Here is a 20,352-nt window from a genome sequence, read left to right as displayed (position 1 = left end):
AAGCACACACCACTCAGCCTTAATGGCCATTTATGTTCATTCTGCACCCGTTCAACAGAGGTCTAATCAATCCCCATGAACATTTGGAAAAAATATAACGACACCTCTTTGGTCATCAAAATGTCGGCCGGCTTTGTGTTGGGAATTTTAGTGGCGATTCTGTTTCGCGAACACGCCGTCGTGCTCCGCCCTTTAGGCACTGTCTTTATCCGCTTATTAAGCCTGATCGCTACGCCTGTTATCTTCTTAACGGTGGCACTGGCCATTGGCCGCATGAACCTACGCCAGATGGGACGGCTCGGTGGCAAACTTATCCTCTATTATGCCGCCACCACCGCCATGGCAGTGTGCATTGGCGTATCTTTGGCGCTATTTTTTAACCCAGGTTTACAGCTGTCGCTGCCAGATACCCTAGTGCAAAAACCGCACCTGCCGCACGCCGCAGACATGCTGCTAAAAATAGTGCCAGATAACTTATTTGCCGCCTTTGCCGCCGGCGATTTAATGGCCATCTTATTTATTGCCATTATTATCGGCATGGCCATGTCGGGGATGACTTATTCAGTCGATAACAGCATGCAAGACCATGGCTTACTTCTAGAGCGACTATTTAGTGCCTTTAATGAATTATTTTATAAAATACTGGCCGGCATTCTGCTGTATGCACCCATAGGTGTATTCGCCATTAGCGCCGCTACCTTTGGCGCCCAAGGCTGGCTTACCTTTAAGTCTTTACTGCTATTTACCCTCACATTTTACTTAGGCCTAGCGCTATTATGGGCTTTGGTTTATACCTCATGTTTGAAACTAGCAGGTTTTAAGGTAATAGCTTTTTTTATCGATATTAAAGAAGCTTATGCCACCGCCTTTTTTACCACTAGTAGTCTCGCCAGCTTACCCATTGCTATTCAAGCGGCGAAAAAAGCCGGCGTTTCAGAAAAAACGGCCCACTTCGCCTTGCCGCTCGGTGCCATCTTTAACTCAGATGGCGGCGCCTTGCGCATGGGCGTATCTTTGGTGTTTGCCTCCAATATCATGGGCTTAGATCTGGCCTGGACCGACATGCTAACCATAGTGGTTATCGGCACCCTGCTCTCTATTGGCACCGCAGGCGTGCCCGCCGCCGGCTTAGTCACCTTGTCGGCGGTATTAAGCTTATTTGGTTTACCGCTGGAAATAGTGGCGTTAATAGCCGGCGTGGATGCCATTCTCAGCATGGGCGGCACCGCCTCTAACGTCACCGGCGACATCATAGGCGCCGCCGTGATCGATGAAAAAGAAAGCGCACACAGCGCTTAGCTTTGACTGTGCATCGTAAAATAGCCGAGCCCGCATTATTGCGGGCCATAGTATTGATAACGGCTCGCTTTATAATGTGCTAAGTAGAACGGCATAACAGATGTGGAGTCGAAAAAGATATTTTTTGCCACGGAAGAAGACGGAACGCAGTTCACGTGCGACAAGAGCTAAAAAGCCTTTGATGGGGGTAAGAGCCCCTCTATGACGGTTTGGCTCTTATCCAGAAAAATCACATTCAGATTTGATCACTATTTTTCCGTGGATTCAGTGCTTCTCGTAAACAAAGAGGCGTGGCAAAAGATCTTTAGTTTTTTAAGGGGCAAGCAGACTGAAAACTCCACAGAAGTTATGAGTTATTACTTAATCGCCGGTAACCATCAGCTAATGCGCGAACTAGCCGTCATAGTCTTCAGCACCGCACTGCCTACACCCGACGTTCCTCGACACAAAAGATACCAGCACATCATTAAAACCAAGAGCATTTAAGGAGATAAGCAGCGTGCTTAGAAGCCTGAACTGGCGGTATCTTTATCAAGCCTGATATAAATATTGCTGAAAACCAATAAACGTTTCGCGAATCGCCGCCATTGAGCCAAGCTCGCTGGCGGCATCACTAATGGTGTTATATTTCAGCTCTATTAGACTGCGCATTTTTTGCGCTGCTAACTCATTTACGCCATCGGCTACATACTTATCCAGAATAAAGTCCACAAACTCATGTTGCTTATAGTTGGCGAAGGCCTTTCTGATCAAAGGTTTGGCTCGCTGAGCACGCTCGTTTCGGGTACGAGTTTCCGCCGTGTAAGCAACATACGCAAGCACGTCATACACATCACTGTCTTTGGCATCAATCAGCTCTTTCATGCTATCCAGTTTTTCATCGTCATAACCGGCTTCCGCTAAGTCCTCTAACAGCTTTTCGCGTGTCGTAGGATCGCTCCATATTGCCCGCAACTGATCTTCATCGGTAAAGAACTGTGGCAGGTCGCCAAACATGCGCTCAATAAACTCTTTCGCGGTAATGGGCTTACCGTCAGGGCTCCAATACATTGCCGACGAGATATGCTGGATTTGTCTTGCTTTACCGTCACTCAATTGAATAATAATTTTTTCTTCACGCCCGCACTCACATGGCTGCATACCGCATTCAGAGCAAGGCTCTTGCACACATACACAAGGTAATTCGCCGCACATCTGACAAACCTCGGCCTCGCACTCACACGGCTCAGCATTGCATACAGGGCAAAGTTTAGGGCAACTGCACGGGTGAAACCCACACTGTTCACAAGGCTCTTTCGGGCAGCTGCACGGCGTGTTATTACACACCTCACACACTTCAGGCCCTATTGGTTCGCCATCCCACTCTGGATCGGCAAAGTTGTAATGCGCTTTTACAAAGTCATAAACAGTGAAGTAATCTTTACCGTCATACATGCGCGTGCCACGGCCAATGATCTGCTTGAACTCAATCATATTGTTACACGGGCGCATCAACACGATATTGCGCACGTTGCGCGCATCAACACCGGTGGAGAGCTTGCGTGATGTGGTCAGAATCGTCGGGATAGTTTTCTCGTTATCCTGAAAAGTCTTGAGATCATTATCACCGGCTGCGCCATCATTGGCGGTAACACGCACGCAGTAGTTGCTGTTAGTCGTCCAGCCCTTTTCAACGGCATATTGATTTACAACATCACGCACCATGCCTGCATGTTCTTGTGTAGCGCAAAAGACAATGGTTTTCTCTTTGGGGTTAAACATATCCATCCAATAACGCACCCGCTTCTCTTCGCGTGCGGGGATGGTAATAATGCGGTTAAAGTCGCCCTCTTTATAGACACGGCCAGGCTCTGGATCGCCCTTAATCACTTCGCCATCGCCTGGCGTATAAACGTACTCATCCATAGTGCCAACAATGGGTATCAACTTAAACGGTGTCAAAAAACCATCGTTAATCCCTTCTTTGAGGGTATAGCTGTATACCGGCTCACCGAAATAATTGTAAGTATCGGTGTTGCCTTTGCGCTTAGGCGTAGCCGTTAAGCCCAGCTGTACCGCAGGTGCAAAGTAATCAAGAATATCGCGCCACGAACTTTCATCATTAGCGCCCCCCCGGTGACACTCATCAATAATAATCAGGTCAAAAAAGTCTTGAGGATAATCACCAAAATACGGCGTATCTTTGCCTGCTTCGTCTTGCCCGCCGCTCATAAAGGTTTGGAAGATGGTAAAAAACACGCTGGCGTTTTTGGGCACTGTGCCTTTCTTTTTAATTTCACTGGGATCAATACGCACCAGCGCATCTTCGCCAAAGGCACTGAAATCATTAAAGGCTTGATTGGCTAAAATATTGCGGTCAGCCAGAAATAAAATACGGGGGCGTTTTTGTGCGGCATCGGGGGCTTTTTGTGCGTTCAAACTCCAGCGGCTATTAAACAATTTCCAAGCGGTCTGAAAAGCAATGCAGGTTTTACCTGTGCCTGTGGCCAAAGTAAGTAAGATACGTTGCTTGCCCTGCGCAATGGCTTCAAGGGTGTTGCGAATGGCATTTTCTTGATAGTAACGCGGCTGCCAATCACCTTTGACTTCAAACGGGATCTTAGCAAAACGCTCGCGCCATACCGCGGTGTAATCCGGTGTTTGAGTATCTAACTCAGCAAACGTCAGCTGCCACAAGGCTTCAGGGCTAAGAAACTGCGCAACCAGTTCTTCTTTGCCGCTCACCATATCCACTTGGTAAATCAGATGACCATTGGTTGCGTAACCGATACGGCACTGTAAGCGACTGGCGTAGTCCTTGGCTTGGCGCACGCCTTCGGTGTAGCTGAGGCTTTCTTTTTTGGCTTCTACAGCCGCCAGCTTATGGCCTTTGTACTCCAACACATAATCGCTGATAACCGGGCTGCTACGCTTACCGCCACCAATAATACGCCCTTGAGTAATCTTGACCTCACGGCGAATAAAACTTCCCTCAACCTGCCCCCAGCCTGCCGCAACCAGCTTGGGATCAATTAAATTAGCACGCGTATCGGCTTCGTTCATGGCCATTTAATTCATCCTTTATTTAAAAATAGTGGCAGCACCAAGCTGTATATTAAATCTCATATGAGACTCTATATCGGAGAGCAGTAGCAAGCTAGCTAGATGCAAAAAATTAAAATAAAACCATGTACGACGATGGTCACTAAAAATTAGACATAGAAAGCCATGTGTAAGATAACTACCCTCTACCTTACACACAGAAAACCATGTGTAAGGTAACTACCCTCTTCCTTACACACAGAAACCCATGTGTAAGGTAACTACCCTCTGCCTTACATACAGAAACTCATGTGTAAGGTAACTACTCTCTTCCTTACACACAGAAACCCATGTGTAAGGTAACTACCCTCTGCCTTACATACAGAAACCCATGTGTAAGGTAACTACCCTTTGCCTTACATACAGAAATCCATGTGTAGATAACTACCCTCTGCCTTACACATAAGAGCCCTTAACTACTTTAATCTATAAAAAGTGTTAAATAGCGATTAAAAAAGAAAATTCTATTTCGCTGATAGCCAGTAACCTCATCGAGCACATTATCCTCAACCATTTTATTTAAAAGTGCAGATGCGGCTTGATGGCTTATACCTAGCAATTCAGCTGCATCATTAGCTGAAATAGATGGTCGGCTATATAGTCTTTTTAGTAAGACTTGTGCATTTTCAGCCCTCTTACCATAGCCAAATATCAAAGTGTCCATCTCTTGTCGTAAAGCTAAGATACTTTGGAAAGTTTCTTTCCCTTTACCGGCAGTTTCTATTACTGCCGAAAGAAAAAATTTCACCCAATGTATAATATCGTTAGATTCTCTAACTTTGGTCAGTGCATCATAGTAACTATTTCTATTTCGCTCAAAAAAGTCAGATAGGTAAAGAGAAGGTTTTCGTAACAATCCTTTATTCACTAGATATAACGTAATTAATAATCGCCCGATACGACCATTACCATCTAAAAACGGATGAATAGTTTCAAATTGATAATGACTAAGCGCAATACGAATAAGCTCAGGAACATTAATTTCTTCATTATGCCAAAACTGCTCTAAATCACTCATCAAGTCTAATACTTGGTCATGATGCGGAGGCACAAATGCGGCATCTTTTAAGCTACTACCACCAATCCAGTTTTGACTCGTGCGAAAATCACCCGGCGATTTATTTTCACCACGAACACCCTGCATTAATATTTCATGAGTATGCTTTAATAACCGATTAGATAGTGGAAGCCTTTCAAGCTCTACTATTGCCTCGTTAATAGCCTGCATATAATTATGCACTTCTGTCCAATCATCGCGCTTCTCTGGTGATAGCTGAGATGCCTCCATCACGGCTTCATCCATTTGCGTCTGCGTACCTTCAATACGCGAAGAGGTATTCGCCTCTTTGGTAATATGCATCTGAATGAATAAATCAACATCTGGCACGATTAACGTAAAAGCATCTAGTTCAGCTAATGACCGAGAAGCTTTTTCCAACAATGTATTAATTACCGGATCTTGCCAAAGCCATTCACGGTTTATTTTAGTTGGCTCAAAACTTTTATACTGATACTGCTGCGCCCATTGGCCAGAGCTAAACTCTTCAAATTTAATTGGTTCTTGATTTGGCATTAGGCAACCGCTCCTTTGCTTTCTTTTTTACTCAGCTCGCCAGAGAAGGCTTTTTGTAGGATGGATTGTTTGAGTTCGTCGATAGTGTTCAATTTATTCGCGTAAACCCTTTCAAGCGCTTGTGATTCAATCTCAACCTTCTCAATAGCATCTACAAGCTGCATCTGTTTATCAAAATGAGGAAAGGCCACTGGCAAGCTCGTTAGAATCTTCTGATTTAGATTACTAATATTTGCACCCCCACCTGAATTTATTAATAGCTCATGAACAGTTGAAGACTTGAGATAATAAGCTAAGAATTTTGGAAAAACATCCTTGCTCTCCAACCTGATTCTGATTGTGAAACCTGAGTAAGATGTTTTTTCACCTACTTCTCCCACCAACAAGCACCTGCCAATAAGCCTTTTGTTACCATTAGATCTCACAGTAATAATGTCATTTTCTTTTAACTCGTAGGCTTCTGACAAATCACCATCTATCTGTATGGTGTCCAGTTGTTCGAAAGGAACCATGAAATTGGACTTAAAATCTTTAACACCTACAACTTTTAATTTTTCTCCTTTGCTGCTCTGTGAAAAATTCAAGCCATTCTTGAAAGCTGCCACAGTCCCTAAATTAGTTTCAACCCACCCCTCACCACGCAGGCTGAATACTTGCTGCAAGTAGCTTTCAAACAGCTCGCGGGCGTTTTTTAGGTTTTGTTCAGTTTTGGCGCGGGCTTGTTCGATATCGGCAAAGGCTTCATCCAGGATGGCGACAATGCGTTTTTGTTCGAGAATGCAAGGATAGCTAACTTCATACTCTTTAAAGTTTCCAATTTTTAAATAGTTTGTTGCTGAACCATATTGTTTGTCTAAATTCCTTTCTCTCCAGAAACATTTCATATGATAAAAAAGAAACTTAGGAAATATTTTAATATTACTTACGATATATGTTCTCTGATATGCATCAAACTCACCAGAATAATAAAACACCTCGCCAACGTTCGCGCCATTCCCTGGTAATATTAAACATTCGCCATCGAATCGTTTGGTATCACATAAGAAGGCTTCATACGCACATGTGAAAAACTTATATGCGCCATCTTCTGTTGCATGATTTGCATCCCACTTGCCAGTTTGTACTTGCGAAATATCTGTAAGGTTACTGATCTTCCACTCCATCACAACAACTCCTGAATACTATCCAGAATTGCCGCGCTTTCTAAATCCAGTGCGATGATTTCAGCAATAATCTCAGACGGTTCACGCAGTGCAGCTGCTTCTGGTGCGTTGGCATTTTTAACCGATAAATCCCACGTTTTTTGGTCGATATCTGCCACATTAATGGACCAAGATTTTTCGGACTCCGCAAAGGTTTTCTGTAGTTCAACAAACTCTTTTAAGTCGTTGTCGTTTAGCGCATTGGTTTTGCCTAAGCTGCGACCGGGATCAAGCTGGTAGAACCAAACCTTTTGCGTGGGTTCGCCTTTGGTAAAAAACAGCACTACGGTTTTCACACCCGCGCCTAAGAAGGTTTTAGCCGGGCAATCCAAGACAGTATGCAGGTTAAAGTTTTCTAGCAGCTCTTTACGCAGCGCCACCGAGGCGTTATCGGTATTACTTAAAAAGGTGTTCTTAATCACGATGGCGGCACGGCCACCGGGTTTGAGCATTTTCATAAAGTGCTGCATAAACAAGAAGGCGGTTTCACCGGTTTTAATCGGGAAATTCTGCTGCACTTCTTTGCGCTCTTTGCCACCAAACGGCGGGTTAGCCAGAATAATGTCGTGCTGATTGCTGGGGGTAATATCTTGCAGGCTTTCCGCCAGCGTGTTGGTGTGCATCACATTGGGCGCTTCAATACCATGCAAAATCATATTCATAATGGCAATCACATAGGCCAGTGATTTTTTTTCTTTGGCGTAGAAGGTCTTTTCTTGCAGGGTTTTTAAGTCGCTGGTAGACAGCTGTTTTTTCCCCTCGATGCCAAGACGGCCCCCTTGACGCAAATAATCATAGGCTTCACATAAGAAACCCGCCGAGCCCGCGGCGCCGTCATATACGGTTTCACCAATCTTGGGCTGCAATACATCGATCATGGCGCGGATCAACGGCCGTGGTGTGTAATATTCGCCACCGTTACGCCCCGCATTACCCATGTTTTTAATGCGTGTTTCGTACAGATGCGACAGCTCATGCTTTTCTGCTTGGGAGCGAAAACGCAGCTCATCAATTTTATCTAGCGCATCACGCAGTGAGTAACCGCTTTGGATCTTATTTCTTAGCTCACTGAAGATCTGACCAATCTTATATTCGATGGTATCCGGCCGATCAGCCTTTTCTTTGAAAGACTTAAGATAAGGAAAAAGCTTAAAATCAACGAAGTCGATCAAATCGTCGCCAGTAAGCGCATTATTATAATCCGGCTTGCCGTCAGCATCTTTGGGCGCGGCCCACGCGCTCCAACGATATCTTTCGTCAATAATGTAGTGGTATTGCTCACCCATCAGTTCTGCTGCAAGGGATTTTTCGTATTCTAAGTCATCAAGATACTTAAGAAACAGCAGCCAAGAACTTTGCTCCGCATAATCCAGCTCACTGGAACAGCCCGCATCTTTGTGAAAGATATCGTCGATATTTTTAAAGGTTTGTTCAAACATGCTGATTTGATGTTTCCTAACTGATAGTGAAAATGATAATGAGGGCCGTATATTGAAGAGCGTGGATTATTTAATACCCATCTTTTTCTTAAGTGACGAGTGATCGGGGAGTGGGACTGGGGACGAGAGCACAGCGTTTATCTGTCAGTTACTATTCCCTAATCACGGCCTGCCAATTCCCTATTCACCAATCCCTAGTTCCCTGTTCAATGGATTGCCACGGCGCTCTCTGGCTTTACCACTTAGGTCTATTTTCGTGTATTCCGTGACAAGTCGCTCATCTTTAGCGTTGAAAAAGCCCCTGTATTAACAGAGGCCTAATTGCAGTATTTATCTTTCAGATAAGACTCTAAAGAGTCCTAGAATGGGATATCGTCATCGAAGTCCATCGGTGGTTCGTTATAGGTAGGCGCTGGTGCTGGCTGGCTTTGCGGGGCGGCAGGTTTATTCTGCTGACCGTAAGCGGGCTGACCTTGGGGTGCAGACTGCTGCTGGCCGCCTTGTGGGCCACCCCAGTTGTCTTGTCCGCCTTGCTGAGGAGCCGCTTGCTGGCTGCCCCAATTGCCTTGACCGCCGCCCTGCTGCTGGCCGCCTTGTTGACCACCCTGTTGTTGGCCACCCCAGCCACCTTGACCGCCCTGTGGGGCGCCGCCTTGGCCACCGCCGCCTTGCGTGCGACCGCCCAACATTTGCATGCTGCCGCCCACATCGACCACGATTTCTGTGGTGTATCTGTCTTGGCCGTCTTGGCCTTGCCATTTACGGGTTTGTAAGCGGCCTTCTACGTAGACTTGTGAGCCTTTACGCAGATATTCGCCGACGATCTCCGCCAACTTGCCGAAGAACACCACGCGATGCCACTCGGTTTTCTCTTTCTGCTCGCCAGACTGCTTGTCACGCCAGGTTTCACTGGTGGCCAAGGTAATATTGGCTACCGCATTGCCATTTGGCATATAACGTATTTCAGGATCCTGACCCAAATGGCCGATCAGGATAACTTTATTGATGCCTCTATTGGCCATAACTCGCTCCGCACTTACAGATTAATTACAATTTTTGCTTGGTCTAATTCAAAAGTATTGCCGTCTACCTTGAGGTAAGCCGATCCCTCTTCAGGGATGATCAAGGCCTCAAGCACGCCAGGCAAAGCTAACAGCTGTGCCAGCAGATGCTCTCGACGTTCAGTGGTTTCTATACTAACACCTATGGGCAAGATATGAGATCTAACCTTGCTCACATTACTCATGCCTAAGGCGACCCAAAACCATAAACCCATGGCCACCGCCACCAGTAAAAATACGCCTACGCCGCCCAAATACTGGAACAAGACGCCACCCAAGACGCCGCCTAAGAAGGCACCAAAAAACTGACTGGTGGAATAAATGCCCATGGCGGTGCCTTTGGCGCCGGCCGGTGCCAGCATAGATAAAAAAGCCGGCAATGAGGCTTCCATAAAGTTAAAGGCGGTGAAATACAGCAACATGGCCAGCGCCAGCAGGCCGATATGACCTTTGCCCAGCGCCATTAACACTAAAGCCGCCATCATTACCAAAATAGAAGCCTGAAAAAACTGCTTATTCAGGTTGCGGCGAGCACCAATAATCAATACCGGCACTATCAATACAAACGACATCAGCAATACCGGCAGGTATAACCACCAGTGCTGTTCGGCGGCCAAGCCCGCATCGAGCAAGGTCAGCGGAAACGCCACAAATACCGCAGTGAGCGTTAAGTGCAACAGCATGATGCCAAAGTCGAGGCGCAGTAATTGTTTGTCTTTCAGTAAGCGGCCAAACAACTCAGGCGCGGCAGTTACATCACGTATTTGGCCCTTATGCACCGGATCCGGCAACATAAAACGCACCATGATCATGCCAATCACCGCCAAGATAGCCGTGGCCCAAAACACGCCCGACAAACCAAAGAAGGACGCCAATACTGGCCCCAACACCATGGCTATCGCAAACGACAGCCCAATGCAGACGCCAATAATGGCCATGGCCTTGGTGCGGCTTTCTTCGCGAGTAATATCGGCGGCCAGCGCCAAAATAGCACCGGCAATGGCGCCAGAGCCTTGGATCACTCGACCTATGGCCACGCCGTACACCGACTCAGACATAGCGGCGATCACAGATCCGAGAGCAAACAGCGTTAAGCCCGCGTAGATCACCGGCTTGCGCCCGATACGATCCGATAGCCAACCGGCGGGAATTTGCAGCACCGCTTGGGTAAGCCCGTACACGCCAATGACGATACCTACCCAGATAGGCGAGAAGCCGATCAAGTCTTTACCGTATAAGGCAAATACCGGCATTATCATAAACAAGCCGAGCATTCGCATGCCAAAAATACCCGCTAGGGTAAAGGACGCCCGCCGTTCGCGGGGACTAAAACCTTGCTCGTCGCTCATGGATCCTCTTGTGCCATCAAATAACATGAAAGTGACTTAGTTTAGCACGGAGGGACTGTCAAGATTAATGCTTATTCACACTTGGCGGGCTTATGATCCAGTGCCATACTAGCCGATCGAATTTACAGTTAGGTGCAATTGCAGATGAAAAAGATCGAAGTACGCGGAGCCCGAACCCATAACCTAAAAAATATCAGCTTGGATTTACCAAGAGACAAACTGATAGTGATCACCGGCTTATCGGGTTCAGGCAAGTCTTCCCTCGCCTTCGATACTCTCTATGCAGAAGGCCAGCGCCGCTATGTGGAATCCTTGTCGGCCTATGCACGGCAGTTTCTGTCCTTGATGGAAAAACCCGATGTGGATCATATTGAAGGCTTATCGCCGGCGATTTCCATCGAGCAAAAGTCCACCTCTCATAATCCGCGCTCCACAGTGGGCACCATTACCGAAATTTACGATTATCTGCGCCTGCTGTTTGCTCGCGTGGGTGAGCCGCGCTGCCCCACGCACTCGCTGCCATTAACGGCGCAAACCGTCAGCCAGATGGTGGATAAGGTACTAGAGCAGCCTGAAGGCGAAAAGCTGATGCTGCTGGCTCCCGTAGTGCGGGATCGTAAAGGCGAGCACATTAAGCTGCTCGAAGGCTTAGCGGCACAGGGGTTTATTCGCGCGCGGATCGACGGCGAAGTGTGCGATCTGTCGGATCCACCCACACTCGAGCTGCAAAAAAAGCACACCATAGAAGTGGTGGTAGATCGCTTTAAGGTGCGCGACGATCTGCAACTACGCTTAGCTGAGTCCTTTGAAACCGCACTCGAGCTCTCGGGTGGTATCGCCTCTGTGGTCTCCATGGACGGAGACAGCAATACCGAGCTGGTATTTTCTGCCAACTTCGCCTGCCCGCAATGTGGTTATTCCATTGCCGAGCTTGAGCCGCGCATCTTCTCCTTTAATAACCCGGCCGGTGCCTGTGATACCTGTGATGGCTTAGGCGTGCAGCAGATAGTCGATCCAGAAAAAGTGATCAGTAATCCAGAATTAAGTTTATCGGGCGGGGCTATTCGAGGCTGGGATAAGCGCAGCTATTACTATTACCAAATGCTGAAATCCTTGGCCGAACATTATCAGTTCGATTTAGAAGTGCCCTATCAAGACTTGCCGCAAGAGATACAACAAGCTGTGCTCTATGGCTCGGGTCGTACCAGCATCGACTTTAAATACATGAACGATCGCGGCGATGTGCTGGTGCGCAAGCACCCCTTCGAGGGCATATTGCACAATATGGATCGCCGTTATCGCGAAACTGAGTCCAACTCGGTACGCGATGAACTGGGTAAATACCAAAGCAACCGCGCCTGCCCAACGTGCAGCGGTGCCCGCTTAAAAGAAGGCCCGCGTAACGTGTTTGTGGCGGATCACACCTTGCCGCAAGTGGCGGACATGGCCATAGGTGATGCCCACGCCTTCTTTAGCAACATGGAGCTCACCGGCCAAAAGGCACAAATTGCCGAGAAGATTTTCAAGGAAATTTGCGCCCGCCTCGGCTTCTTGGTGAACGTGGGCCTGAATTACCTGACGCTTTCGCGCAGCGCCGATACCCTGTCGGGCGGTGAAGCCCAGCGTATTCGCTTGGCTAGCCAAATTGGCGCCGGTCTGGTGGGCGTTATGTATGTATTAGACGAGCCCAGTATTGGCCTGCACCAGCGGGATAATGAACGCTTACTGACTACCTTGGTGCACCTGCGCGACATCGGCAATACAGTAATAGTGGTGGAGCATGACGAAGACGCCATTCTCGCCGCCGACTATGTGTTGGACATTGGCCCCGGTGCCGGTGTACACGGCGGTTATATAGTGGCAGAGGGTACGCCCGCCGAGGTGATGGCTAATCCCGACTCTTTAACCGGCGCTTATTTGTCGGGCAGAAAGTGCATTGCCATCCCAGAGCAGCGCACGCCAGCAGGTGAGCACTGGCTAACCTTGAAAGGCGCCACCGGCAACAACTTACAAAATGTCGATTTATCCATACCGCTGGGCTTAATGACCTGTGTTACCGGCGTGTCCGGCTCGGGTAAATCCACGCTAATCAACAACACTTTGTTCCCGATTGCCCATCGCGAGTTGAACAAGGCCACCATCAGTCAGCCCGCGCCCTATCGCACCATAGAAGGCATGGACAAGTTAGACAAGGTGGTGGATATCGACCAAAGCCCGATTGGCCGTACGCCACGTTCTAACCCCGCCACCTATACCGGTATTTTTACACCCATTCGCGAGCTGTTTGCCGCCACCCATGAGGCGCGCTCGCGCGGTTATAAGCCGGGTCGGTTCTCGTTTAACGTAAAAGGCGGCCGTTGTGAGGCTTGCCAAGGCGATGGTCTTATCAAGGTGGAAATGCACTTCTTGCCCGATGTGTATGTGCCCTGCGATGTGTGTAAGCGCAAACGCTATAACCGCGAAACCTTAGAGATAAAGTACAAAAATTTAAGCATTCACGAAGTGTTGGATATGACGGTAGAAGAAGCCTGCGAGTTTTTTGCCCCGGTACCGGCCATTCACCGCAAGCTGCAAACCCTGATGGATGTGGGTTTGTCTTATATTCGCCTCGGCCAGTCCGCCACTACTTTATCTGGCGGTGAAGCCCAGCGCGTAAAATTGGCCAAAGAATTGTCGAAGCGCGATACCGGCCAAACCCTGTATATCTTAGATGAGCCGACCACAGGCCTGCATTTTCAAGATATTCAATTATTGCTTACGGTACTGCATCGCCTGCGCGATCACGGTAATACGGTGGTGATCATAGAGCACAACCTAGACGTGGTAAAAACCGCCGACTGGATAGTAGACATGGGCCCCGAAGGCGGCAGCGGCGGCGGCCAAATATTAGTCACCGGCACGCCAGAAGAAGTGGCCGCTCACTCTACCTCCCACACCGCCCGCTTCTTGCGGCCTATGTTGGAAAAACAGAGCAAAAAGTAAAGCTAGAAGCTAGAAGCTAGAAGCTAGAAGCTAGAGGCTAGAAAATTAAACCCCGAGCCTGTGAGTTCGGGGTTTTCTTTTCTGCCTAGTGCGCAGTTCCTCAGGGTGTTCTTCAGCCTTTTCTTATCGCTCTCAGCTTCAAGCTTCCGGCTATTTTTTCTGCCATTGCACCTTAAAGATCTTCGGCCACAGCTTGCCAGTTACGTAAAACACGTCGGTCTGCTCGTCATACGTAATGCCATTAAGCACGGCTTCGGGATCTGGGCTGCGACCACTGGCGGCAATAAGCGCGCTGGCGTCAATTTCGGCGTCGACTTGGCCGGTGCTTTTGTTAATGCGCACGATTCTGTGATCGTGCCAAATATTGGCATAAATGTGCTCGCCCACGCAGGCCAGCTCGTTGAGTTGGCTTAACGGTTCGCCGTTCAGCGTGATGGAAATCTTACTTTGTAGCGAAAAGTTCTTAGCATCACGTTTTTGCAATTGATGAGAGCCATCACTCATCCATAACCGTTCACCATCAAAACACAGGCCCCAGCCTTGGCCTTGATAGTGAAACACCTGCTGCAGGCTAAAACTTTTAAGATCATAAACTAAGGCTTGCCCTGCTTGCCAAGTAAGCTGGATCAGCTGCTGGTCCACCAGCGCCAGTCCTTCACCAAAATAACGATCGTCCAGCTTACGAAGTCGCACCAGCTCGCCGCTGCCGGCATCGATTTTACGCAGGCTGCTCTGACCATATAAGCCTGTGCTTTCGTAAAAGTAGCCCTTATGTAACAGGAGCCCTTGGGTAAAGGCGGCGGCGTCATGTGGCAACTCGGCGAGCACTTTTACGCCTAACTGCTCAACTGTGCTATTAATTTGATTAGCTTGAGCTTGGTTGGCTTGGTTGGCTTGAGTGGCTTGAGTGGCTTGAGTGGCCGTACAGCTTAAACACAACAGCAAAACGCACCGCCATTTCTTGCTAAGGCCCGCTGCTAATCGTCGACGAGCCGAGCTAAGGTAAGGAGTCTGATGCACGCTTTAGCGCCTTATATTGTTGTTTGTCATGGCCGTAGGTCCTTGCATGTCGAGTGTTGTCGCAACTCGCGTTGCTAGTTAATAACGCTTCAGATGAAGCTAAGCTATTGATGAATAAAGGCTAGTCAGCGTTAATCGCGCCTGCCGCCTAATGGTAAATGGAGAAAGTCACTTGCTATCTCACTTATTTAAATAGAAATTCAGTATGATGACGCGACTCAAAATAACGCGCTTTAGCAGTAAGCCAAAATAATAAGTCATATAAAGTGCTAGCCCATGCTATGCGGACTAGCGCCCCCATGTATATTCAGGAGCACAAAAATGAAGAAGCTATTCCGAGTCCTTAACCCTTTGCTCATTTTATCTCTGCTGATGGGTACCATGCCCGTTATGGTACAGGCGCAACCGAGCCAATTAGTGTCTACCGAAAGCGCACTGGATGCCGTACAAATTAGTGCCGAGCGTGAGCGCATTGGCAACTTGTTAGCACGAGCCGACGTCCAAGAGCAGCTGGTTAACTACGGTGTAGAAATGAACGAAGTTGAAGCCCGTGTAGCCGCGCTGTCTGATCAAGAAGTAATGCAAATGGCCGACCAACTGGACAACATGCCAGCCGGTGCCAACGCCGTGATCGGTGCCTTGCTGACCGTATTCATTATTCTGTTAGTCACCGATCTGCTGGGCTTAACTAACGTTTTCCCCTTCACACGCTAATGGCTCATTTTAGCCGCCTAAAAAACGTCCGCCTAACGGGCGTTTTTTTATTACTGTCGTTAAGTCTATTAAGCGGTTGTGCCGCCACGCCTCAGCTGTCGGCTGCGGCAAAAGCCCAACTGCCTAAGCAGTCTTATATCCCTAACGTGCCCTTTTACAGCCAACGCGATTACCAGTGCGGCCCCGCTTCTCTGGCCATGGCGCTCGGCGCCAGCGGCCAACAGGTGAGCGTTGATACACTGATCCCGCAAGTATTCTTGCCCGGCCGCGAAGGCAGTGTGCAGCCCGAAATGCTGGCTGCGGTGCGCCGCCATCAGCGGATTAGTTATCCGCTCAACGGCAGCTTCGATGCACTATTAAGCGAAGTAAATGCTGGGCATCCGGTGGTGGTGCTGCAAAATCTGTCCTTGGCGTTTTACCCCCTGTGGCACTACGCGGTGGTGATAGGCTATGACCAAGAAGCACAGCAATTACGACTGCACAGCGGCGAGCAAGCCCATAGTGTAATCAGCAGCAGTCGTTTTAATGCCACTTGGGCGCGCAGCAATCACTGGGCCATGGTGGCATTGAAACCAGGCCAATTGCCGGTGAGCGTAAGTAATACTGCCGCAGCCGATAGCATAGCCGCCTTCGAGAAAGTAGCCGGAGCCAAAGCGGCGCTGCCCGCTTGGCAGGCAGTAACTGAACGTTGGCCTGATTACGCCTTAGGCTGGTTTGCGCTGGGTAATGCGTTGCACGGCGATGGCAAGCCGGATGCGGCGGCCGATGCCTTTAAACAGGCCACGCAGGCCGATGCGACCTTGGCCGCCGCTTGGCTGAACTTAGGGTTAACCCAACAAGGTTTAGGTGAGCGGCAAGCCGCCCGCACCAGTTTACAAAAAGCCGCCGCCTTGCCCGGCAAGTGGCAAGCACAAGCCAAACAGGCATTAGCTGACCACCCGCAGTAAGTGATTCGCTGCCTATAAAAAACCCGCCACTGACTAAGCTCAGTGGCGGGTTTTCTTTTTTAGCTCAGCAATAACGGTTTACCGAGCTGGCATCGCCAGCACCCACTCTAATAACTGTTGGCTCAGGCGAGCTTGCGCGACACCAAAGGCGGCCACCACCGCAGGCACATTGCTATTGGCGGCAGGCTCAGTCACGTCAAAGCGGCGGCTGGCCAATAGGGTTCGGCTATTGGGATCTAGCCACTGGGCATCAAACTGGATCACTACCCTAGGCTGACCTTGTCGATATTCACTCTGAAAGGCATTTAGACTGCCGGTCAGCTCACGGTCTGCGCTCAATGATTGGCTGTCATTGATCACATGGGCAATCAGCCCGCTTTGCCGCCAAGCATCCAATACTTGGTCACGAAATAACACAGGCACGCTGGTGGCCCAGCGCGCGCCTTGATAGGCACTGAGTTGGTTGGTGGTCGGGATCACGGCAATACGATTGCCGGCTAACAGACCGTTGCTATCGGGTTGTTTAATGCGCACCGTTAAGGCTAAAGGCCGCGCCGTGGCTGATCTAATTACCTCTGCGCTTGGTAAGCGATAAAAAGTCACCGGCTCGGTTTTGGGTAAAATACTGCAGGCCGTTAAGCCGATAAATATTAAGGCAGCCAAGGCGCCGCGCAAGCCAATATTCAGCTTAAATCTTGCCGTTCTGTGCTCTGTGCTCATGGCTTAAATTCCTTAATTCGTTCACCGCCTAACAAGAAGTCACTCGGATCTTGCTCTAATTTACGCGACACCTCACCTAAGGCCTTTAAGGTAGCACGCAGCTCTAACAGTGCCGGCTCTAGCTCGCCTAGGCTGTGCAAACCTGAGGCTAATGCGGGCTGATTATCTTTTAACAGCCGCTCTAATCGTTGACTGCTGTTGGCCAGTGCCGCCAAGCTGGCATCCGCATTGCGAAATAAACGCTCGCCGTTCTCATTAAACTGGCCCTCTAGCTGGCCTAATAAGCGCGCTGCGTGCTCCATGGTCTGCTTCATTTGCTGGCTAGCGGCGGCAAGGTCTTGAATGCCTTGGCCGAGTTCGGTCTTTTGATCGGCAATCACGCCGGTCGTGGTTTCTAGGTTAAGTAGTACTTGGTTAAAGTGCTGGCTATTTTCCTTTGAAAACATGGCATTGGCATTTTCGACTAGATTTTTAAAATCGGTGAGTATTTCTTCACTGTTAAGGCGCAGCTTAGCAAACGGCGACGGCTTAGCCACTATTACCGGCACCTGTTCATCGTCACTCAACAGGGGTGGGCTGCTGGGCGAGCCTTCGCTAAGCTGGATGTTAGAGGCACCGGTAATATTGGCTAACGCCAGCTGCGCTTGGGTGTCGGTTTTGATGGGCGTGCCCAGTGCAATGCGCACTCGAGCCCACACTTGGCGAGGGTCTTTTGCATCCAGCCACAAGCGCTCTACTTCACCGACGCGAATGCCGCTGTATTCTACGGCGCTGCCGACACTTAAGCCGCTCACCGCTTCACGAAAGACGATGTCATATAAACTCGAGTCCTTCTGGCTGCCCGCTTTCACCAACCAAAGACTAAACAATAAGATGCTAGCGACGATCGCTAGGGTAAAAACACCGATCAAGACATGATGGGCTCGGATTTCCATTATTTGCTCCTAGGCTCAAGTTCAGCTGCTTGTTGCGCGGCGCGCCCGCGGGGGCCATGAAAATAATCTTGGATCCAACTATCATCGGTAGCCGCCACGGCGGCCAGTGTATCCGCGACCAGCACTCGTTTTTGCGACAACACGGCCACCCGATCACAACAGGCATATAAGGTATCTAGATCATGGGTGACCAAAAATACCGTTAATTTCAGGGCATCACGCAAGGTCAGCAGTAATTTATCAAACGCCGCCGCCGAAATAGGATCTAGACCGGCGGTTGGTTCATCTAAAAATAAAATATCCGGATCCAGCGCCAAGGCGCGGGCCAAGGCGGCGCGCTTGATCATGCCACCCGACAGTTCAGACGGATATTTGTCCGCCGCCGAGCGCGGTAAACCCACCAGCGCTAATTTAAGCTCAGCCAAGCGTGTAGCCTCGCTACGCGATAAGCCTGCTTGCTCGATTAAGGCCAAGGCCACGTTTTCGGCCAAGGTCAGTGAGGAATACAGTGCGCCCTTTTGGAATAACACGCCCATACGCCGTTGCAATGGCTCGCGCTCAGTGTCGGAAAGTGCCAAAAAATCTTGGCCAAATACCTCGACTGAGCCCTCACTCGGGCGCAGCAAACCGACAATCGAGCGCAGCAATACCGACTTGCCGGTGCCAGAGCCGCCCACTACACCTAAGATTTCTCCTTGGTAAACATCTAAGTCCAACTGCTCGTGCACCGCATGACTGCCAAAGCGGTTGACCAAGTTTTGCACCTGGATCACCACGTCGGTGCTCTGCGTACTCTCAACACGCTCAGTGATGGGCTCTGGGCTTGCCGGCTGCGTGATTGCCACTTGGTTTACCATCCCATCTCCATCAGAAACAGTGCGGCGATCGCATCAAGCAAGATCACCACAAAAATAGACTGTACCACGCTTGAGGTGGTGTGCTCGCCCACCGATTGGGCGCTGCCTGCCACCTTAAAGCCTTCTAAGCAGCCGATCAGGGCAATCAAGAAGGCAAAAATCGGCGCCTTGCCGAGTCCCACCAGCAAATGCTGTACCGGCACTTTCTGCAAGATAGCCACATATTGTACAAGTGAGATATCCAGCGCCAGTAAACACACTAAGGCACCACCAAACAAGCCCGATAACATACCGACGAAGGTCAGCAAGGGCAGCGAGATAACTAAGGCCAGTAAGCGCGGCAGCACCAATAATGTCATGGGATCTAAGCCCTGCGTGCGCAGCGCATCCAGTTCTTCATTCACTTTCATGGCGCCCAGTTGTGCGGTAAAGGCGCTGGCGGTGCGCCCGGCTAATAAAATCGCACTGAGCAAGACGCCGAATTCTCGTAAAAACGAATAGGCGACTAAGTCCACCGTGTAAATGGTGGCACCAAAGTTTTCCAGTACAGTCGCACCCAAAAACGCCACCACGGCGCCCACTAAGAAGGTAAGTAAGGCCACTATCGGCACCGCATTTAAACCGCATTGCTGAATTTGTGCCACCAAAGCCGTGACTCGCCATTGGCTAGGCACTAAGGCGGTACGAGCAAACGCACTTAAGGTCAGCCCCATAAAGCCCAGTAACTGCACAAACTGTTGCCAGCCACTGATGACGCTTTCACCTAAGTTGGCAAGCTTATCGGTCCAACCTGGTGCCGGCTTAGGCTCTGCTTGTTCTTGCTGCACGGCCTCACAGACCGCCTGCAATAAGGCGCGGCGCTCGGGCGAGATGCCGGTGGCGTTAGCGAACAATTCGGCGAACGGCTCAGGGCCTAGTCGCTCAATCAGTAAAGCCGCGCCCACCGTATCAAGCGCAGTTAACTGGCTGGCATTCAGTTGGCTTAGCTTATGCTGCTGAACCTGCGTACTGAGAATGTGTTTAAGCTCGCTATAAAAAGCCAGCGTCCAACTACCCTCAATATGTAGACAATTAGCTTGCACCTTTAGGCTGGGTGGTGGGCCAAGGCGTGAGGTTTGCATAAAGAGGCCCTTATAAAAATAACGCATACCGATTCGACATTGTCTGGCATCG

General features: G+C 49.3%; 15 protein-coding genes. 4 read left to right on the top strand and 11 right to left on the bottom strand.

All coding sequences use genetic code 11. The features are described from left to right. The first annotated feature begins 75 nt into the window (after positions 1 to 75). Positions 76 to 1,299, top strand: a complete 1,224-nt coding sequence (locus tag ACEN2G_RS09525) for a dicarboxylate/amino acid:cation symporter (protein WP_442021256.1) — start codon at positions 76 to 78, stop codon at positions 1,297 to 1,299. 531 nt (positions 1,300 to 1,830) lie between these two features. Here ACEN2G_RS09525 and hsdR read toward each other — a convergent pair. The 6 genes from hsdR to ACEN2G_RS09495 form a co-directional block, all read right to left on the bottom strand. Further along, complete coding sequence (hsdR, locus tag ACEN2G_RS09520; RefSeq protein ID WP_442021255.1) at positions 1,831 to 4,347, bottom strand: EcoAI/FtnUII family type I restriction enzme subunit R; 2,517 nt, start codon at positions 4,345 to 4,347, stop codon at positions 1,831 to 1,833. A gap of 454 nt (positions 4,348 to 4,801) precedes the next feature. Continuing rightward, positions 4,802 to 5,953: a Fic family protein gene (locus ACEN2G_RS09515; protein WP_442021254.1), complete on the bottom strand. Its 1,152-nt coding sequence runs from the start codon at positions 5,951 to 5,953 to the stop codon at positions 4,802 to 4,804. Next, positions 5,953 to 7,116, bottom strand: coding sequence for a restriction endonuclease subunit S (locus ACEN2G_RS09510; RefSeq protein WP_442021294.1), 1,164 nt, complete (start codon positions 7,114 to 7,116; stop codon positions 5,953 to 5,955). The genes ACEN2G_RS09515 and ACEN2G_RS09510 overlap by 1 nt, the downstream gene beginning before the upstream one ends. After that, positions 7,116 to 8,594: an N-6 DNA methylase gene (locus ACEN2G_RS09505; protein ID WP_442021253.1), complete on the bottom strand. Its 1,479-nt coding sequence runs from the start codon at positions 8,592 to 8,594 to the stop codon at positions 7,116 to 7,118. Before ACEN2G_RS09505 ends, ACEN2G_RS09510 begins: the two co-directional genes overlap by 1 nt. Before the next feature lie 359 nt (positions 8,595 to 8,953). Next, entirely contained in the window at positions 8,954 to 9,616 is a 663-nt protein-coding gene (gene ssb / locus ACEN2G_RS09500; RefSeq protein WP_442021252.1) for a single-stranded DNA-binding protein, read from the bottom strand. A gap of 14 nt (positions 9,617 to 9,630) precedes the next feature. Then, positions 9,631 to 11,004, bottom strand: a complete 1,374-nt coding sequence (locus ACEN2G_RS09495; RefSeq protein ID WP_442021251.1) for an MFS transporter — start codon at positions 11,002 to 11,004, stop codon at positions 9,631 to 9,633. 144 nt (positions 11,005 to 11,148) lie between these two features. On the opposite strand from ACEN2G_RS09495, the gene uvrA reads away from it, so the two are divergent. Then, positions 11,149 to 13,986, top strand: coding sequence for an excinuclease ABC subunit UvrA (gene uvrA, locus ACEN2G_RS09490; protein ID WP_442021250.1), 2,838 nt, complete (start codon positions 11,149 to 11,151; stop codon positions 13,984 to 13,986). 150 nt (positions 13,987 to 14,136) lie between these two features. On the opposite strand, the gene ACEN2G_RS09485 is transcribed toward uvrA, so the two are convergent. Further along, complete coding sequence (locus ACEN2G_RS09485; protein WP_442021249.1) at positions 14,137 to 15,006, bottom strand: glutaminyl-peptide cyclotransferase; 870 nt, start codon at positions 15,004 to 15,006, stop codon at positions 14,137 to 14,139. A 321-nt stretch (positions 15,007 to 15,327) separates the two neighbouring features. Between ACEN2G_RS09485 and ACEN2G_RS09480 the strand changes: the two genes are divergently transcribed. Further along, the gene (locus tag ACEN2G_RS09480) at positions 15,328 to 15,720 is read left to right on the top strand and encodes a PA2779 family protein (protein ID WP_442021248.1); all 393 of its coding nucleotides are present in this window, start codon (positions 15,328 to 15,330) and stop codon (positions 15,718 to 15,720) included. Next, complete coding sequence (locus tag ACEN2G_RS09475; protein WP_442021247.1) at positions 15,720 to 16,667, top strand: PA2778 family cysteine peptidase; 948 nt, start codon at positions 15,720 to 15,722, stop codon at positions 16,665 to 16,667. Before ACEN2G_RS09480 ends, ACEN2G_RS09475 begins: the two co-directional genes overlap by 1 nt. Positions 16,668 to 16,745: 78 nt before the next feature. On the opposite strand, the gene ACEN2G_RS09470 is transcribed toward ACEN2G_RS09475, so the two are convergent. The 4 genes from ACEN2G_RS09470 to ACEN2G_RS09455 are packed head-to-tail and all read right to left on the bottom strand — an operon-like array spanning position 16,746 to position 20,300. After that, a complete protein-coding gene (locus ACEN2G_RS09470) occupies positions 16,746 to 17,387 on the bottom strand; it encodes an ABC-type transport auxiliary lipoprotein family protein (RefSeq protein WP_442021246.1) in 642 nt (213 codons plus the stop codon). After that, complete coding sequence (locus ACEN2G_RS09465) at positions 17,384 to 18,322, bottom strand: MlaD family protein (protein WP_442021245.1); 939 nt, start codon at positions 18,320 to 18,322, stop codon at positions 17,384 to 17,386. The genes ACEN2G_RS09470 and ACEN2G_RS09465 overlap by 4 nt, the downstream gene beginning before the upstream one ends. Next, positions 18,322 to 19,179 (bottom strand): ABC transporter ATP-binding protein, encoded by an 858-nt coding sequence (locus ACEN2G_RS09460; protein WP_442021244.1) that lies wholly within the window; start codon positions 19,177 to 19,179, stop codon positions 18,322 to 18,324. The genes ACEN2G_RS09465 and ACEN2G_RS09460 overlap by 1 nt, the downstream gene beginning before the upstream one ends. After that, the gene (locus ACEN2G_RS09455; protein WP_442021243.1) at positions 19,173 to 20,300 is read right to left on the bottom strand and encodes an MlaE family ABC transporter permease; all 1,128 of its coding nucleotides are present in this window, start codon (positions 20,298 to 20,300) and stop codon (positions 19,173 to 19,175) included. Before ACEN2G_RS09455 ends, ACEN2G_RS09460 begins: the two co-directional genes overlap by 7 nt. Positions 20,301 to 20,352 lie beyond the last annotated feature (52 nt).

It is taken from the genome of Oceanisphaera sp. W20_SRM_FM3 (assembly GCF_052119705.1).
Taxonomy (GTDB): domain Bacteria; phylum Pseudomonadota; class Gammaproteobacteria; order Enterobacterales; family Aeromonadaceae; genus Oceanimonas.
Note: the sequence above shows the minus strand (reverse complement) of the source record. Positions and strands in the feature narration are given on the sequence as shown.

Bases quoted from the DNA above. Each gene is read 5' to 3' on its own strand.
- ACEN2G_RS09525 (WP_442021256.1), top strand. From the start codon at position 76: ATGAACATTTGGAAAAAATATAACGACACCTCTTTGGTCATCAAAATG.
- hsdR (WP_442021255.1), bottom strand. From the start codon at position 4,347: ATGGCCATGAACGAAGCCGATACGCGTGCTAATTTAATTGATCCCAAG.
- ACEN2G_RS09515 (WP_442021254.1), bottom strand. From the start codon at position 5,953: ATGCCAAATCAAGAACCAATTAAATTTGAAGAGTTTAGCTCTGGCCAA.
- ACEN2G_RS09510 (WP_442021294.1), bottom strand. From the start codon at position 7,116: ATGGAGTGGAAGATCAGTAACCTTACAGATATTTCGCAAGTACAAACT.
- ACEN2G_RS09505 (WP_442021253.1), bottom strand. From the start codon at position 8,594: ATGTTTGAACAAACCTTTAAAAATATCGACGATATCTTTCACAAAGAT.
- ssb (WP_442021252.1), bottom strand. From the start codon at position 9,616: ATGGCCAATAGAGGCATCAATAAAGTTATCCTGATCGGCCATTTGGGT.
- ACEN2G_RS09495 (WP_442021251.1), bottom strand. From the start codon at position 11,004: ATGAGCGACGAGCAAGGTTTTAGTCCCCGCGAACGGCGGGCGTCCTTT.
- uvrA (WP_442021250.1), top strand. From the start codon at position 11,149: ATGAAAAAGATCGAAGTACGCGGAGCCCGAACCCATAACCTAAAAAAT.
- ACEN2G_RS09480 (WP_442021248.1), top strand. From the start codon at position 15,328: ATGAAGAAGCTATTCCGAGTCCTTAACCCTTTGCTCATTTTATCTCTG.
- ACEN2G_RS09475 (WP_442021247.1), top strand. From the start codon at position 15,720: ATGGCTCATTTTAGCCGCCTAAAAAACGTCCGCCTAACGGGCGTTTTT.
- ACEN2G_RS09470 (WP_442021246.1), bottom strand. From the start codon at position 17,387: ATGAGCACAGAGCACAGAACGGCAAGATTTAAGCTGAATATTGGCTTG.
- ACEN2G_RS09465 (WP_442021245.1), bottom strand. From the start codon at position 18,322: ATGGAAATCCGAGCCCATCATGTCTTGATCGGTGTTTTTACCCTAGCG.
- ACEN2G_RS09460 (WP_442021244.1), bottom strand. From the start codon at position 19,179: ATGGTAAACCAAGTGGCAATCACGCAGCCGGCAAGCCCAGAGCCCATC.
- ACEN2G_RS09455 (WP_442021243.1), bottom strand. From the start codon at position 20,300: ATGCAAACCTCACGCCTTGGCCCACCACCCAGCCTAAAGGTGCAAGCT.